17 protein-coding genes, 1 tRNA gene and 1 pseudogene are annotated in these 14260 nt (G+C 65.4%); 3 read left to right on the forward strand and 16 right to left on the reverse strand.

The window, feature by feature from the left end:
• Positions 1-233 precede the first annotated feature (233 nt).
• The 16 genes and pseudogenes from alr to NT151_03905 all read right to left on the reverse strand — a co-directional run bounded on the left by alr (position 234) and on the right by NT151_03905 (position 11710).
• Complete coding sequence (gene alr / locus NT151_03830; protein ID MCX6538053.1) at positions 234-1394, reverse strand: alanine racemase; 1161 nt, start codon at positions 1392-1394, stop codon at positions 234-236.
• Complete coding sequence (gene dnaB, locus NT151_03835; protein ID MCX6538054.1) at positions 1391-2731, reverse strand: replicative DNA helicase; 1341 nt, start codon at positions 2729-2731, stop codon at positions 1391-1393. Before dnaB ends, alr begins: the two co-directional genes overlap by 4 nt.
• A 12-nt stretch (positions 2732-2743) precedes the next feature.
• Positions 2744-3202 (reverse strand): 50S ribosomal protein L9, encoded by a 459-nt coding sequence (gene rplI / locus NT151_03840; GenBank protein ID MCX6538055.1) that lies wholly within the window; start codon positions 3200-3202, stop codon positions 2744-2746.
• Positions 3203-3212: 10 nt separating this feature from the next.
• Complete coding sequence (gene rpsR, locus NT151_03845) at positions 3213-3515, reverse strand: 30S ribosomal protein S18 (GenBank protein MCX6538056.1); 303 nt, start codon at positions 3513-3515, stop codon at positions 3213-3215.
• Positions 3516-3517: 2 nt separating this feature from the next.
• A complete protein-coding gene (gene rpsF, locus NT151_03850) occupies positions 3518-3949 on the reverse strand; it encodes a 30S ribosomal protein S6 (protein ID MCX6538057.1) in 432 nt (143 codons plus the stop codon).
• A 67-nt stretch (positions 3950-4016) separates the two neighbouring features.
• Positions 4017-4595 carry an aminoacyl-tRNA hydrolase gene (gene pth, locus NT151_03855; protein MCX6538058.1) on the reverse strand — a complete coding sequence of 193 codons (579 nt, stop codon included), beginning with the start codon at positions 4593-4595 and terminating at the stop codon, positions 4017-4019.
• A 29-nt stretch (positions 4596-4624) separates the two neighbouring features.
• A complete protein-coding gene (locus tag NT151_03860; protein MCX6538059.1) occupies positions 4625-5305 on the reverse strand; it encodes a 50S ribosomal protein L25 in 681 nt (226 codons plus the stop codon).
• Positions 5306-5372: 67 nt separating this feature from the next.
• Positions 5373-6305: a ribose-phosphate pyrophosphokinase gene (locus NT151_03865; protein ID MCX6538060.1), complete on the reverse strand. Its 933-nt coding sequence runs from the start codon at positions 6303-6305 to the stop codon at positions 5373-5375.
• 43 nt (positions 6306-6348) lie between these two features.
• Positions 6349-6424, reverse strand: a tRNA-Gln gene (locus NT151_03870).
• A 202-nt stretch (positions 6425-6626) separates the two neighbouring features.
• Positions 6627-6821 (reverse strand): annotated as a pseudogene (locus NT151_03875) (hypothetical protein).
• Positions 6822-7164: 343 nt separating this feature from the next.
• The gene (locus tag NT151_03880; GenBank protein MCX6538061.1) at positions 7165-7404 is read right to left on the reverse strand and encodes a hypothetical protein; all 240 of its coding nucleotides are present in this window, start codon (positions 7402-7404) and stop codon (positions 7165-7167) included.
• Positions 7401-7598, reverse strand: coding sequence for a type II toxin-antitoxin system HicA family toxin (locus NT151_03885; protein MCX6538062.1), 198 nt, complete (start codon positions 7596-7598; stop codon positions 7401-7403). The genes NT151_03880 and NT151_03885 overlap by 4 nt, the downstream gene beginning before the upstream one ends.
• A 17-nt stretch (positions 7599-7615) precedes the next feature.
• A complete protein-coding gene (locus tag NT151_03890; protein ID MCX6538063.1) occupies positions 7616-7792 on the reverse strand; it encodes a type II toxin-antitoxin system HicB family antitoxin in 177 nt (58 codons plus the stop codon).
• A gap of 51 nt (positions 7793-7843) precedes the next feature.
• Positions 7844-8737 (reverse strand): 4-(cytidine 5'-diphospho)-2-C-methyl-D-erythritol kinase, encoded by an 894-nt coding sequence (gene ispE / locus NT151_03895; protein MCX6538064.1) that lies wholly within the window; start codon positions 8735-8737, stop codon positions 7844-7846.
• Positions 8738-8853: 116 nt separating this feature from the next.
• Complete coding sequence (locus tag NT151_03900; GenBank protein MCX6538065.1) at positions 8854-9681, reverse strand: hypothetical protein; 828 nt, start codon at positions 9679-9681, stop codon at positions 8854-8856.
• A gap of 7 nt (positions 9682-9688) precedes the next feature.
• The gene (locus tag NT151_03905; GenBank protein MCX6538066.1) at positions 9689-11710 is read right to left on the reverse strand and encodes a tetratricopeptide repeat protein; all 2022 of its coding nucleotides are present in this window, start codon (positions 11708-11710) and stop codon (positions 9689-9691) included.
• A gap of 92 nt (positions 11711-11802) precedes the next feature.
• Between NT151_03905 and NT151_03910 the strand changes: the two genes are divergently transcribed.
• Genes NT151_03910 through NT151_03920 form a run of 3 tightly spaced genes read left to right on the forward strand, consistent with a single transcriptional unit; the run spans position 11803 to position 14259 of the window.
• Positions 11803-11991 carry a Trm112 family protein gene (locus tag NT151_03910; protein MCX6538067.1) on the forward strand — a complete coding sequence of 63 codons (189 nt, stop codon included), beginning with the start codon at positions 11803-11805 and terminating at the stop codon, positions 11989-11991.
• Positions 11992-12013: 22 nt separating this feature from the next.
• Positions 12014-13096 (forward strand): glycosyltransferase family 9 protein, encoded by a 1083-nt coding sequence (locus tag NT151_03915; GenBank protein ID MCX6538068.1) that lies wholly within the window; start codon positions 12014-12016, stop codon positions 13094-13096.
• Entirely contained in the window at positions 13093-14259 is a 1167-nt protein-coding gene (locus tag NT151_03920; GenBank protein ID MCX6538069.1) for an O-antigen ligase family protein, read from the forward strand. The genes NT151_03915 and NT151_03920 overlap by 4 nt, the downstream gene beginning before the upstream one ends.
• Position 14260 lies beyond the last annotated feature (1 nt).

Consider the following 14260-nt stretch of genomic DNA (forward strand, 5'->3'; position numbering starts at 1 on the left):
CGCGGCGGCGCAGTAATCGTCGGCTTCAGGCCGGAGAGCGTTTGCCTGGAGAGGACTTGCACCTCTCGGGTCATGGCACACTTACAGGCGCACGGATCGCCACGCTCCAGCGTGGCCGGGCTGGAGCCCGGCGTTCCCAGGAAATTGCTCTCTCAAGAAACACCATCCACGTGTTTCTTCGGTGCGATTTGCGGCAATGGGCCGACGCTAACCCGTCCCCAAGCTGTGGACAACTATCTGCTTTGACTCTCCCGATTATAGATCCGCTCGATCCGCGTACCGACGCGGCACAGCAATTCATAGGGAATGGTGCCGATCGCGCGCGCCATCTCGGCGACACCGATCGACCCTTCGCCCTGCTGACCGATGATGGTCACCGCGTCGCCGGGTTCGACCACGGTTCCAGTCACATCGACCAGGATCATGTCCATGCAGACCGATCCGACGATCGGCGCCAGGCGGCCCCGGATGAGCACGTGTCCGCGCCCCGCGAGCCGTGCGTCGAGTCCGTCGGCATACCCGGCCGGGACAATCGCGATCGTCGTCGGACGATCGGCCGTGAATCGCCCGCCGTAGCCGGTGATCTCCCCGCGGCGAACGCCTTTGACGGCGACGACCCGGCTGTGGAGGCTCATCACCGGCTTCAGCGTCAGGCCATGCTCCAGACCGCCGGGTGAAACCCCGTACATGAGCAATCCGGGACGGACCAGATCGAACCAGGTGCCCGGCGCCGACAACGTCGCCGCGCTGTTGGCTGCGTGGACCAGGCGCGGCCTGATCCGGTGGGCCGCGAGGCGGGCGCGCGCCGCGTCGAAGCGTGCCTGCTGCTGGGCAAACCACTCATCGCCCGGCGAATCGGCGGTCGCGAAGTGCGTATACACCGCTTCGATCTCGAGATTGGCCGCAGCCGCGATGGCCGGCATGGTTCGATCGAGATTGTCGTGCCGGAAGCCGAGTCTGTTCATTCCGGTGTCGATCTTCAGGTGGCACCGGACGCGGACGCCGCGTCGCTCGGCCGCCGACTGCACGGCGCGCGCGGCCATGGGCGACGAGAGCGTGGGCGTCAGATCGTGATCGAAGATGCCGTCGAGCGCGCTGAGGCTGAGCGCGCCGAACACGAGCACGCGGCAGCGCAGGCCGGCCTCGCGCAACAGGATGGCCTCTTCGATGTCCGCGCACGCGACCATGTCGGCGCCGGCCTGCTCGAGGGCCAGCGCGACGGCGGCGGCGCCGTGCCCGTAGGCGTTGGCCTTGACGACGCCAATCACTCCCGGAGTGGTTGTGCCAATGCGTGTTGGCGTGCCAACACGCGCAGTGGCCAGGTACCCGCGGATGGTCCGGAAGTTGTGGATCAGGGCGTCGAGGTCGATGCGCGCGACCGTGGAGCGGATCACGAGTTCGGTTTCCACTCGAGGTTTTCGAACCGCGTGTACTCGCGAATGAAGGCGAGCTTCACCGAACCGGTCGGGCCATTCCGCTGCTTGGCCATGATGAGTTCGGCCACACCCTGGTTCTCCTCGGTCGCCTCATACATGTCTTCGCGGTAAATCATGATGACGACGTCGGCATCCTGCTCGAGGGCTCCGGATTCCCTGAGGTCCGATAACTGGGGCCGCCTGTTCGGACGATTTTCCGGCGCCCGGCTCAACTGCGACAGTACGACCACCGGCACGTTGAGTTCCTTCGCCAGCCCCTTCAACCCTCTCGAGATCGACGCCAGTTCAGTGACGCGGTTCTCGAAACGGCCGCGCCCCTGCATCAGCTGGATGTAGTCGATGATGATCAGGTCAAGACCGTGCTCCGCCTTGAGGCGCCGCGCTTTGGCGCGCATCTCCAGGACACCGATCGACGCGGTGTCGTCGATGAAGATCTGCGCCTGGGTCAGCGTCGACATCGCGTCGGTCAGCTTCGGCCAGTCGCGCTCGCCCAGGAATCCGGTTCGCAGACGGTGGCCGTCAATAGCCGCTTCCGAGGTGAGCATGCGCAGGAAGAGCTGCTCCTTCGACATTTCCAGGCTGAAGAAGCCGACCGTCATCGCCTTCTTCGTCCCGACATACTGCGCGATGTTGAGCACCAGGCTCGTCTTGCCCATCGACGGCCTCCCAGCCACGATGATCAGGTCTGACGGCTGGAGCCCGGCCATCATCTCGTCGAGTTCCTTGAAGCCGGTGGGCACGCCCGTGATGAGCTGTTTTCTCGCGTGCGCCTGCTCCACCGCCGCGAAGCTCGCGTTGGCGAGGTCGCGCATCGCGACGAACCCGCCGTGGATGGAGCCCTCGGCGATCTTGAAGATGTCGCGCTCGGCCTCGTCGATCACCGTCTCGGCGTCCTCTTCGGCCGCATACGCGGCGACCAGGACACGATTGGCGGTGTGAATCAACTCGCGCAGCGTCGCCTTCTGCTTGACGATGCGCGCGTACTCGCCGACGTTGATGCCGTGCGGGAGGCCGTCGACCAGCGAACTGATGTACGCGGGCCCGCCCACCTGGTCCAGTTCGCCGGTGCGCCCCAGTTCCTCTTTGAGCGTGATGAAATCGATGGCCTGACCGCGTTCCATCAGGCCCAGCATCTTCGCGAACATGCGCCGGTGCGCATCGCGGAAGAAGTCGACATCCCTGATGTACTCGACCGCCTGGTGGATGGCTTCGGCGTTGAGCAGAATGGCGCCCAGCACCGCGCGCTCGGCTTCCAGGTTGTGCGGGAGCGGGCGATCGGCAGCGGGATCGGCCATGGTGTGTTCGGGTTACTCCTTCGGCTCTTCGAGCGCCGCCACGCGGACGCGCAACTGCGCCACGACGTCGCTGTGGAGCTTGATCGGCACGGTGAACTCGCCCAACTGCTTGAGCGGCTCCTCCAGTTGGATCTTGCGCTTATCCACCTCGAATCCCTTGGCCTTGAGGTCGTCGCCGATGTCGGCCGCGGTGACCGACCCGTAAAGCGTCTCGTTCTCGCCGACGCGGCGAGCGATGACGACATCGGCATGCGTCAGGCGGACAGCGTAGGCTTCGGCGGCCGACCGCTCGGCCAGTTCCTTCACCTCGCCAATCTTCCGCTGCCGCTCCACGATCTTCATGTTGGCCTGGTTGGCCAGCAAGGCGAGCTTGCGCGGCAGCAGGAAGTTGCGGGCGTAGCCGTCGGCGACCTTCACGACCTCGCCGCGGCGACCCAGATTCTCGACGTGTTCACGAAGAATGACTTCCATGGCGACCCACCTAATCCGTCACGTAGGGCAGCATGGCCAGAAGCCGCGCCCGTTTGATGGCCGTCTGCAACTTGCGCTGGTGCATGGCGCACACACCGGAGATCCGGCGCGGAATGATCTTCGCGCGCTCGGGAATAAATGGCTGCAACATCTTCACGTCCTTGTAATCGATGTGATCGATCTTGTCCGTGCAGAACTTGCAGACCTTGCGGCGGCGGAACATCGAGCGGCGCGGGCCGCCCTTCTCGCCGCCCCGCGAAGCGCCACGGCCCTTCGGGCCGGACGTGTGTCGAGATCCTCGTTCGTCAGCCATCGCTATACCTCCGCCCGGTCGTTGTCGTCGTCATCACCGGTCCGGCGCCGGCCCTGACCAAGCGGCGGCAATCCCTTCGCCACTCGGCGATCGACTTCCACCTGGCGCCGGGCCCGGTCGCGCTCCGCAACCTTGAGATCTTCGTCGACCCGCACGAGCAGGTGCCGGATGACGTTGTCGGTGACCTTGAGCCGGCGGTCCAGTTCCTTCGTGAGTTCGCCGGTGCCGTTGAACACCTCGAGCACGTATGTGCCCTCGCGGTGCTTGCCGATGCGGTACGCCAGGCGCCGGCGTCCCCAGTTCTCGGTTCTCACCATCTCGCCCTGCAGCCGGGTGACGATCGATTCGACCTGCGTATGCAGTTCGGTGATCGTCTGCTCGGTCGCGTCGGGCGACACGATGTAGATCAGTTCGTACAGTCTCTTCTGACTCATGCGGCTCCTTCTGGCCAGAATGGCCATCCGCCTCCGCCCCTGCGGGCTTCGGTGTGATGGCAAGGAGTTAGGGGGCGGAGTCTTCCGCCCGGTTGAACCGGTTCATGGCCGCCTCGATGCCCTCCGCGAGGAACGTTTCCACCGCGTCGGCAGCCCGGGCAATCGCTCGCTCGACTTCTTCTGCCTCATCCGGATCGAACCGCGCGAGCACATGGTCCGCCAGATCCCGGCGCGGATCGCCGCGCCCCACACCCACGCGCAGCCGTGGGAACATGTCCGAACCCAGGCACGCGATGATCGAGCGGAACCCGTTGTGTCCGCCCGCCGATCCACTGCCGCGCAGGCGCAATCGCCCCAGCGGCAGATTGACGTCGTCGGCCACCGCGATGATGTCCGACGGGTCGATCTTGTAGAAGTGCGCCAGCCCGCCCACCGCCTCGCCGCTCAGGTTCATCATCGTGAGCGGCTTGACGAAGAGCAGCGTCGCGGCGCCCGTCCCGACGCGGGCCGCCAGCGCGTTGGCGCGGCCATGCTCGAAGGCCACCTCCTGCCGGCGCGCCAATTCGTCGGCGACGGCGAACCCGACGTTGTGCCGTGTCCCGTGGTAGCTTCGCCCCGGATTGCCAAGACCGACGATCAGCTTCACAGCAGGCGTGCGGCTCGAAGACGCCGCGACTACTCCTTCTCTTCCTTCTCGACCTTGCCCTTCTTGATGACCTCGGGCTCGGCCGGAGCCGCCGGCGTCGCGGCCGCAACCGCCGCGTCAGTCGGGGTCGGCTCGACAACCAGGCGCGGCGCGACCACGTGAACGAGCATGATGTCGGGATCGCTCACCGGTGTCCACTTCGGATGGGTCGCCACGTCCTTCAGACGAATGGCCTGGCCGAGCATCAACTCGGTCACATCAATCTCAATGTGCTCGGGAATGTCGGCCGGCAGGCACACGACCTCGACGTCGCGGTGCACGATGTCGAGCAGGCCGCCCTGCTGCTTGACGCCCTTCGGCTCGCCCTTGCAGATCACGGGCACGGTGACGGTCAGGAGCTTGTCCATCGCAAGGCGGTAGAAATCCGCATGCAACAGCTTGTGGGTGACCGGATCGAGCTGGTACTCCCTGACGAGCACCCGCACGTCCTCGTCGCCGACCTTGAGCCCAATCAAGGTGTTCACGCCCGAATCGGAGTGCAGAATGCCGGACAGCACCTTCGGGTCCACCGCGATCGAGGTGGTCTGACGCTTCCCGTCCGCCGACACACCGCCGTACAGCACAGCCGGGATGCGGCCGGTGACCCGCAGGCGACGCGCCTCATTCTTGCCGAACGACTCTCGCTTTACTGCTTCCAGTCTGGCTTCCATACCTTCAATCCTTGCTTCTCGCGCCACACGGGCCCACCCGGGCGCCCGCTGCTGGTTCCAGCCCCAACTACACAAACAACGATGACACCGACGTCTCCTCGTGAATGCTGCGGATGGCCTGGCCGAGCAGCCGCGCCACCGACAGCGTCACGATCTTGTCGCACTTCGCCGTGCCGTCCGCGATCGGGATCGTGTTGGTGACGACGAACTTCTCAATCGCCGACTGTTCGATCCGCTGTATCGCGGGGCCCGAAAACAACCCATGCACCGCGCACGCCCACACCCGCTCCGCGCCGTTGGCGATCAGCGCCTGCGCCGCGTTCTGCATTGTACCGGCCGTATCCACGATGTCGTCCTGGATGATGCACGTCCGGCCCTTCACATCGCCGACCACGTTCATCACCTCCGCATGCCCGTCATCAGGCGACCGGCGTTTGTCGATAATCGCCAGGTCCGCACCCAGGCGCTTGCCATACGCCCGCGCCCGTTCGGCTCCGCCCGCATCCGGGGACACGATCGTCAGGTTCGGAAACGCCTGGCGCGACAGGTGGTCGATGATCACCGGAGCGGCGAACAGGTGATCCACCGGGATGTCAAAGAACCCCTGAATCTGCGCCTTGTGCAGATCCATCGTCAGCACGCGATTCGTCCCGGCAGCGCCCAGGATGTTCGCGACCAGTTTCGCCGAGATCGGCACCCGCGGCTTGTCCTTGCGGTCCTGCCGCGCGTAGCCGTAGTACGGAATCACCGCCGTAATGCGGGCCGCCGACGAGCGGCGGAACGCGTCGATCATGACGAGCAGTTCCATGATGTGCTCGTCAACCGGTGGCGACGTCGGCTGCACCACGAAGACATCCGTGCCGCGGATGTTCTCGTCGATCTGGAACGACACTTCCGTGTCCGGGAATCGCCGGAGCTTGGCCTGGCCAACCGGAAGGCCAAGAAACTCCGCAATTTCCCGAGTGAGTTCGGGATGCGCACTGCCCGAAAAGATTTTCATCTCGGCATGGCCTCTCGGCTTCGCGCTTCCCGGTCAACCAGGCTGGCTGGGGCGGAAGGATTCGAACCTTCGGATGCGGGATCCAAAGTCCCGTGCCTTACCAGCTTGGCGACGCCCCAATATCCCGACTCGCCCCGACTCGCCGCGCACCACCGCACCTCACGCATCGGTCCTGCGTCTCCCGGTCCGCGTCGGCTGACACCTTCCCGGCGTCAGGGGTCTTGATCGCGACCGCGTGGCAAGGAGTGAACCGCTAGGCGTGGCGCAGCGGTGATGACGCGAACAAAAAGTGTATACGATGGGCGCCGGTTGGCACAAGGGTTAGCGCGAAGCACCCGTCATGGCCGTCCGCGGCCCCCGGAGGCAGGTCCTCCGGTCGACGGTCCTCGTGACGAACGCCACGAAACCGGCGGCGGCCAGGGCGCGCGCGGCGCGGCGCGCGGGAATTTCGCTGTCGAACAGGCCGAAAATCGCCGATCCGCTGCCAGTCATCGCGGCTGCGCGGGCGCCGCCCCTGAGGAGCCCGTCGCTGGCCGCTGCTTCGACTCAGTTGGGTTGGGAACGCGCTCAACTACGCGTACGCCTTCGCCGCCCTTGTCCGGGCCCTCGGCCAACTCAACGCGAGACATCGCGCCCCGCCGTACACAACCTTCTCGTGCTCGGAATCGTCAGGTGCAAGGCGAATCGTCCAAGTTCGAGAAGATTACCAAAGCCTCGTGACAGGGGAGGACACAGAAGGTCGTCGACGGTCACGAATTCTCTGTATCACTTTGACGACAGAATCGTCCCACTTCGGGAACGATCGCGTTCTGATCACGACGAAAATCGGAGGCAACTGGGGGACTGGGTGAAGCAGCGGTCAGGCAATCCGCTGCAAGGCGTTCACGAACTCGCGTCCGGACATGGGCGGCGGCAGGGTTCTCCCCTCACGTTCGTACAACTGGATCGAATCCTCGATGATCTCGCACAATTCGGCGAACACGGATCTTGCGTCAGTTCCGTGGCACCCGCCATAGAACAACTCCGGGCAACTGCCGATAAAGCAGGTGTCTTCGTCGGACCACTCCACGAGTTTGACGTACCGATCGCCCTTGCTCATCGCTTCGAGTCCTCAATGGCCAATCGTACCGCTCTTTCCTGATACTGCAAAGCGTCGTCACCGAGTTGTCCAGACAGGGTCACTGTTTTCGTCACGCGCGGATGGACAAAATTGCGGTGACTTCCCTTGCCGCCCCGTTCGGAGAAACCTGCCTGCTCGAGGTCGCGAATCAGCTCCCGCACTTTTCGAGGCAACAGACTCCCCCTTCAGCCTAGCCACCGCTGGCATACGGCACGTCATCCATCACCATCATCCTGTACGCATCACGGATGTTCTCTTCGAGTTCGTTCAGCGTCTTGCCCTGGGTCATGATCTCCGGGTGCTCTTTGAGTTTCCCCAGCCAGAACCTCCCCGCCTTCCAGTAGATCATGTTCAGCTCGTTCTTCATGTGTGCCCCCGCCCGCTATTGGCATCTGATCTTCGCGTTCTACCATCTTCTTCAGTTCTGCTTGCTCCGCCTCAGTGAATTCCGGCCAATCGTCTTTGTCAGTAGCGCCACGAAGCCGGCGGCGGCCACGCGATGGGCGGCCGCCTGGGCGCGGGCTTCGGTCTCAAACAGACCGAAAACCGCCGATCCGCTGCCGGTCATCGCGGCTGCGCGGGCGCCGCCCCTGACCAGCGTGTCGCGGAGGGTACCGATTTCGGGATGGCGGGCGACGACCGGGGCTTCCAAATCGTTGGCGACGATGAGCCGGCGGCCTGGCCAGGCGGGAATCCCAGCCACACCCGCGACACGAGTCCGGCTCGCACCGGCGCCATCTCGATCAAACCACCCGTACGCGTCGACGGTCGACACTCCAAATGCGGGGAGTCCAAGCACAACGTGGTACGGCGGCAGGTCCGGCAACGGATAGAGGTCGTCACCACGCGACAGGCCCAGGGCGGTTCCGCCCATCAGGAAGTACGGCACGTCTGCGCCAATCTGGGCCGCCGCTGCTGCCAGATCGACACGCCTCTCCGCCGCCCACACACGGGAGAGTGCGGTCAGCGCCGCTGCCGCGTCGGCGCTCCCTCCTCCAAGGCCGGCCCGCATCGGGATCTGCTTGCCGAGCACGATCTCGACGCCCCGAACCGATCCCTGGCGCCCGAGTCTCTCCCAGAGCCGCTGCGCGGCGCGCCAAATCAGGTTGTGCTCGTCAGTGGGGACGTCGGGATCATCGCAGCGAATGCTGAACGGTCCCGGGCGCAGCCAACACGTCAGGACGTCGTGTAAGGCCAGCGATTGAAAGACCGTCTCCAGTTCGTGGTAGCCGTCATCGCGCGTGCGACGCACGTGCAACGTCAGATTGATCTTGGCATGCGCGCGAACACGAAGACGCGTGGATGCGCCCATTGATGACTCCATTGCTGAATCAACACCACGACCGACAGGACGGATTCAGGAGCCGGGCTGGAGCCCGGCGATCCCAGGGGGTGTCCCGCCAACTCTGCAGACCGACCTTCCTTCGTTTATCGTTCCGGACCTCGGTCGGCCAGTGGTCCCATCTGGCGGAGCTCGTCCAATGACATCGGCACGGCGTCTGCCGGGACAGTGAGTGAGAAGGCGGCAGGATCGATCGCCACATTGGCCTCGATCTGCGACACGCGGAACGTCACGTCTGTTGTGGAGGCCTGCGACACCCGCACACGTCCAGGAAAGCCTGCCGCGAATTCGTCGTAGGCGACCGTCCACGACGTGGTCGCCCGATCATCGCCGCCGCCCGAGGACCGGCCTCCGACAATCCGCCACTGCTGCCCCTCACTGCGCATGAAGGCTTCGGCTCCACCCGAGAGCGGCACCGCCATCCAGCCCGATTCGAAGCGTCTCGCCTCCGTCGCCTCCGCCTGCGGCTCGGACACCAGGCATCCGGTCAGCAACGCCAGCAGGTCGTCGGCATGCCGACGCATGCCCGTCAGCGCTTCGAGCACGTCGGCAACCGCCGCGTCTCTCAGTACCCGTTTGTCGCGTGGGAACCAGAGGACGGACCGGTTGGCCCGAGCCGCGAGAATGAAGACGGGCGCGCCAAACGGCGCCGGCGCCTCGAGCCGAAGCGAACCGGATCGTTCAAGTCCAGCCAGCACACGCCCCCTGAGTTTCCGAGACCCGACGCGACCCGACAGACCAATCTCGGCCGTCAATGTGCGGACACCACGGCAGACTGTGGAGGCCTGAACAAAGATCGGCACTGCGTCGGATGCCGCCAGAGGCCGTGACGGCCCGTCCGGGACCCGCAATGGCATCGTGGCACACGCCGCTGTCAGAACGGTCAGGGCCACGGCCGCGACCCGGGCGCGCATCAGAGGGTCACTCCTTGCCGACCTTGGGCTGCGCGTCGCGGATCTTGCGTTCGACCTTCGCGCGATCGATCACCTCGCCGTCGCCAGAGAGCGAGCGGCGCCAGGCCGCTACAGCCTCAGCAAAGCGGCCTTTTGCGGCCAGCACGTCGCCGAAGTGATCCTGAACGACCGAATCCCTCACCAACTGCTCAGCGGCGGTGCGGAGGCTCGCCTCCGCCAGATCCAACTGGTGCAGCTTGAAGTGGGCCCAGCCCAGGCTGTCGAGGTATGACCCGTTGTAGGGATCGAGCGTGACGGCCCGCTTGATGAAGTCCAGCGCCTCGGGGACACGCTGGCCCCGCTCGAGCAGCGTATAGCCGAGGTAGTTGAGCGCCGGCGCATGGTTGGCGTCGGCGGCAATGACCTGTCGGAATATCCGCTCTGCCTCCTCGTATTTCTTGAGGCGCTCCAGCATGACTCCGTACTGGAACTGGATATTGAGATCCTTCGGGAACTTTGCCTGAACGGTCTTCAGCAGCGCCGCGGCATCGGCATAGCGGTGGTCGGACGCGTAAAACTCCGACAACGCCTGCGCGCCGGTCGGGCCTGCACCGGTCGCGTCCGCCAGAGGCCGAAGCACCGCAACGCCGGCGTCAAACTTTCCCTGGCCCCGCAGCGCGTCCGCCTCTAGTCGGGCCAGTCTGAGGTCGTCGGACCGGCCAGTGCGCAATTCATGGAGCAACGTGATGGCGCGGTCGTACTGTTTGGCCAGCACAAGCGCCTGCGCGTAATAGGTCTTGAGGGCACCGTCGCCTGGGTTTATCTGGATCGCGCGCTCAAACGCTCCGGCAGCCTCCTGGCCCCGGCCAAGCTCGAGATAGGCAAAACCCAGGTGCGTCAACAGCAGCACCCCGTCGGCCTCGCGACCCTTCTGCGGCGTGCTCGCGACGGGTTCGAGCGTCTCGACGATCTTCGTGTACTGCCTGCGCGACTCGAAGACCTGCGCGAGGGCATGCGCCCCTGATGTACTGCTCGGGTTGATGGCCATGATCCGGCGGGCCGTGGCCTCGGCTCCGTCCAGATCCTGGAGCAACCGCTGCGCCCGGGCCAGCAGGTATAGCGGCCAGCTGGCATTCGGATTCGTTTTCGTGACGTCGAGCAGCAGATCGCGGGCCCGCTCAGCGCCGGCGGTCTCTGACCGATTCAGCAGCGCGGCCGCCCACTTGATCTTCAGATCGGCATCACGTGGATTCTCGTCGGAGGCCTTCTCGTACGCCGATGCGGCTTCAGCAAAACGCTGCTGCTTGTCGTACGCGTCGCCGAGCACACCGTAGAAGGACGGCTCCTCCTCGACGGCATCCTTGAGCAGCGCGATGGCCTCGCTCTGCTTTCCGGCCGTCGTGTACGTCTCGGCCAGCAACGCGACGCCCTGCGGAAGCCAGGGGTTGTCCGCCAGCAACTGCTTCAACGTGCCAATGGCCTTGTCATAGTTCTGGTGCTGGAGGTACATGCGGCCCAATGTCAGGCGAATGCCGACCGTCATGTCCGTCTGGGTGTCGCCAAGCGCCTGCTCGAGATGGTCGACGGCGTGTTGCCAGGCCGACGCGTCCGCCGTGCCGGCGCCACCGGCCGAGCCATGCTCCGCCAGATCGGCGTAGAGCATGCCGAGCAATCGATGCGCGTCCCGGTTGTCGCTATCGAGCTTCAAGGCCGCATCGGCCAGTTCAACGGCCTCCTTCGTCTGCCCCTGCCTGGCGTAGAGCTCCGCCAACTCGGACGCAATCTGCGAGGAGGTCGGATCCAACGCCATCGCGCGGCGCAAGGCCTTGATCGCCGCTTCGTTTTCGCCATCCGATGCGAGGCGGCGTCCCGTCATGAACTGGTAGTACGCGTCGGCGATCGCATCATCGGCTTTCGCCGCGCCTGCAGATGCCGACTTCGCCGGCGCCTGTTTCGCGGGCTGGGATGCCTGCTGGAGGAGGTCGAACCGTTCGGCAAATGCCGCCGGCTGGACCGCGCCAAGTGCTACGCTCACAATCAGATGAATCACGGATCGATTCTTTCATACTCCGTGCGTACCTGTCAGCACGAGCTAGCAGCCCGTCTGTTATAGTGGCAGGAGCTAATTGAGGAGGAATCCTGATGCCTGTCAATCCGGAATTGCTGGAGATTTTGGTGTGCCCCGCCTGCAAGACGTCACCCGTGGTGCCGGTCAACGACGGCGCGGGTCTCAAGTGCCAGGCGTGCGGGAGAGTCTATCCCGTCAAGGACGACATCCCAGTCATGCTGATTGATGAGGCCACGATCGACGGCCAGTCCAGCCGGTCGTGAGGCAGCCCATCTGAAGATCCTGTTGATTCGCCTGCGCCTGATCGGGGACGTTGTGCTGACGACCCCGGTTGTCAGGACGCTGCGCCGGGCGTATCCAAAGGCGAGGCTGACCTACCTCGTCGAGCCGCAGGCCGCGCCCGTGGTCGAGGCCAACCCACACCTTGATGCCGTCGTCGTGGCTCCCCTCCTGTCGGGACTCGCGCGATGGCGCACCGACGTGGCGCTCGGCCTGCGCCTGCGGCGCGAGCGGTTCGACATGGTCATCGATTTCCACGGCGGTCCCCGGAGTTCGTGGCTCGCGCTCGCCACCGGCGCGCCCGTGAGGATCGGCTACGCCGTCGCGGGCCGCGGGTGGATGTACACGCAGCAAGTGGCGCGCCAGCGTGGACACCGCGAGCGGCATTCGGTGCACAACCAGTGGGACTTGCTCGAATCGGTGGTGCCCGGCGCACCGCTACTGACACGGGCCTCCGATCCGGTCGAGATGCCGGAGCAGGCGCCAGCCTCCGCGCGGATTGATGCCAAACTGAGGGGGCTGGGGATCGGTCCCGATGCCGAACTTGTTGTCATCCACGTCGGTGCGGGCAACGAGTTCCGGCGCTGGCCTGAGCAGTCGTTTGCCGAAGTCGTGGCGGCGCTGGCCACCGCGCGGCCGAATCGGCGTATCATCCTCACCACCGGCGCCGCGCAGTCCGAACGGGCCGAGACGGTCAGGCACCTGGCCTCGACACTCGGAGCCAGCAGCGTGTCGCTGACCGTCGCGTGCGATCTCGATCTGTCGGAGGTGCGGAGCCTCGTCGGCCGGGCAGCCCTGTTTGTCGGTGGCGACAGCGGCCCGGCGCACATCGCCGCCACGACCGCGGTACCGATGGTGGTGATCTACGGTCCAACAACCGCGTCGGTCTGGGGCCCGTGGCGCGATCCGGCGCTGGTCACCGAGATTGTGGATGTGGGACAGTTGCCCTGTCGCCCGTGCGACCAACGCACCTGCGAACCGGGCGACTTCCGTTGCCTGCGGGGGATCAGCCCGGCAGCCGTGGTGGCCGCCGCCGAGCGCGCGATGGCGCGAGAGCGGATCCGGAGAGCCTCGAACGGAATCGTATGAAGCGCGTGCGTCTTGAACAGGTGGCCGTCTGGTCGCTCTACGGGTTTGTCGGAGCACTCCAGTGGTCGATTTTCGCGGCTGAAGTGCTGGTCGCCGCGATGGCGGTCTGCTGGATCGCGATGCTCGTCAGGGGCCGCGCCCGAATCGATGCGCCACCGTTCTTCTGGCCGCTCGTCGCCTACGCCGTGCTGACGCTGGTGTCGGCGGTCTTCTCGGTCGAGCCGGCGACCAGCATCGTCGACTGCAAGCAGTTGCTGTTGTTCGCGGTCGTCCCGGCCACCTATGAAATCGCCCGCGCAGGCCGCGCGCGCACCGCCGTCACGATCGCCATCACGCTCGGGGCGGCCAGTGCCGTGTACGGCGTCATGCAGTACGGCATCCTGCACTACAACAACCTCGGCCAGCGCCCGCACGGCACGATGGGTCACTACATGCAGTATTCAGGACTGCTGATGCTGGTGACCACCGCGGCAGCCGCCCGCGTCCTGTTCGACACGCGCGACCGCACGTGGTCGGCCGTCGTGCTGCCGGCGCTGCTGGTCGCGCTTGCGCTGACCTTCACGCGCAGCGCCTGGGTGGGCACGAGCGTGGCACTGGCGGTGCTCTTGCTGATGAAGGACTTCCGCCTGGTCGGCGCGCTGCCCATCCTGCTGGCGGTATTCTTCGCGCTGGCTCCGCCCCAGGTGACGCAGCGCATGTACTCGATGTTCGACTTGAACGATCCCACCAATCGGGACCGCGTCGCGATGCTGCGCGAAGGCGCTCGTATGGTGGCCGCCAGCCCGCTGACCGGGATGGGCCCGAATATGGTGGAACGCGTGTACGTCCGCTTCAGGGATCCCGAAGCCGTCGAGCGCATCAATCCGCACCTGCACAACGTGCCGATGCAAATCGCAGCGGAACGCGGCCTGCTCGCCCTCGGGGCATGGCTCTGGTTCGTCGGGAGCGCCGCGCTCGGCCTCGTCGCGATCCTGCGCCGCGGCCGCTCGAAGGTCCTCGCCGCGACAGGGCTCGGCGCCATCGCCGGGATGCTCGGCGCCGGGATGTTCGAACATAACTTCGGTGCGTCGATTTTCCTGATGTTCTTTCTCGTGCTCCTGACGCTGCCGTTCGCCGCCGAACGACCGCGTTGCTCGAAATCCGCCGATTCCCCGAGATCCTAGC

The organism is Acidobacteriota bacterium, from assembly GCA_026393675.1.
In the GTDB taxonomy this organism is placed as follows: Bacteria; Acidobacteriota; Vicinamibacteria; order Vicinamibacterales; family JAKQTR01; genus JBAXOX01.

Bases quoted from the DNA above. Each gene is read 5' to 3' on its own strand.
- NT151_03865 (MCX6538060.1), bottom strand. From the start codon at position 6,305: ATGAAAATCTTTTCGGGCAGTGCGCATCCCGAACTCACTCGGGAAATT.
- ispE (MCX6538064.1), bottom strand. From the start codon at position 8,737: ATGGGCGCATCCACGCGTCTTCGTGTTCGCGCGCATGCCAAGATCAAT.
- NT151_03860 (MCX6538059.1), bottom strand. From the start codon at position 5,305: ATGGAAGCCAGACTGGAAGCAGTAAAGCGAGAGTCGTTCGGCAAGAAT.
- NT151_03900 (MCX6538065.1), bottom strand. From the start codon at position 9,681: ATGCGCGCCCGGGTCGCGGCCGTGGCCCTGACCGTTCTGACAGCGGCG.
- NT151_03890 (MCX6538063.1), bottom strand. From the start codon at position 7,792: ATGAAGAACGAGCTGAACATGATCTACTGGAAGGCGGGGAGGTTCTGG.
- dnaB (MCX6538054.1), bottom strand. From the start codon at position 2,731: ATGGCCGATCCCGCTGCCGATCGCCCGCTCCCGCACAACCTGGAAGCC.
- rplI (MCX6538055.1), bottom strand. From the start codon at position 3,202: ATGGAAGTCATTCTTCGTGAACACGTCGAGAATCTGGGTCGCCGCGGC.
- NT151_03910 (MCX6538067.1), top strand. From the start codon at position 11,803: ATGCCTGTCAATCCGGAATTGCTGGAGATTTTGGTGTGCCCCGCCTGC.
- NT151_03920 (MCX6538069.1), top strand. From the start codon at position 13,093: ATGAAGCGCGTGCGTCTTGAACAGGTGGCCGTCTGGTCGCTCTACGGG.
- NT151_03880 (MCX6538061.1), bottom strand. From the start codon at position 7,404: ATGAGCAAGGGCGATCGGTACGTCAAACTCGTGGAGTGGTCCGACGAA.
- rpsF (MCX6538057.1), bottom strand. From the start codon at position 3,949: ATGAGTCAGAAGAGACTGTACGAACTGATCTACATCGTGTCGCCCGAC.
- rpsR (MCX6538056.1), bottom strand. From the start codon at position 3,515: ATGGCTGACGAACGAGGATCTCGACACACGTCCGGCCCGAAGGGCCGT.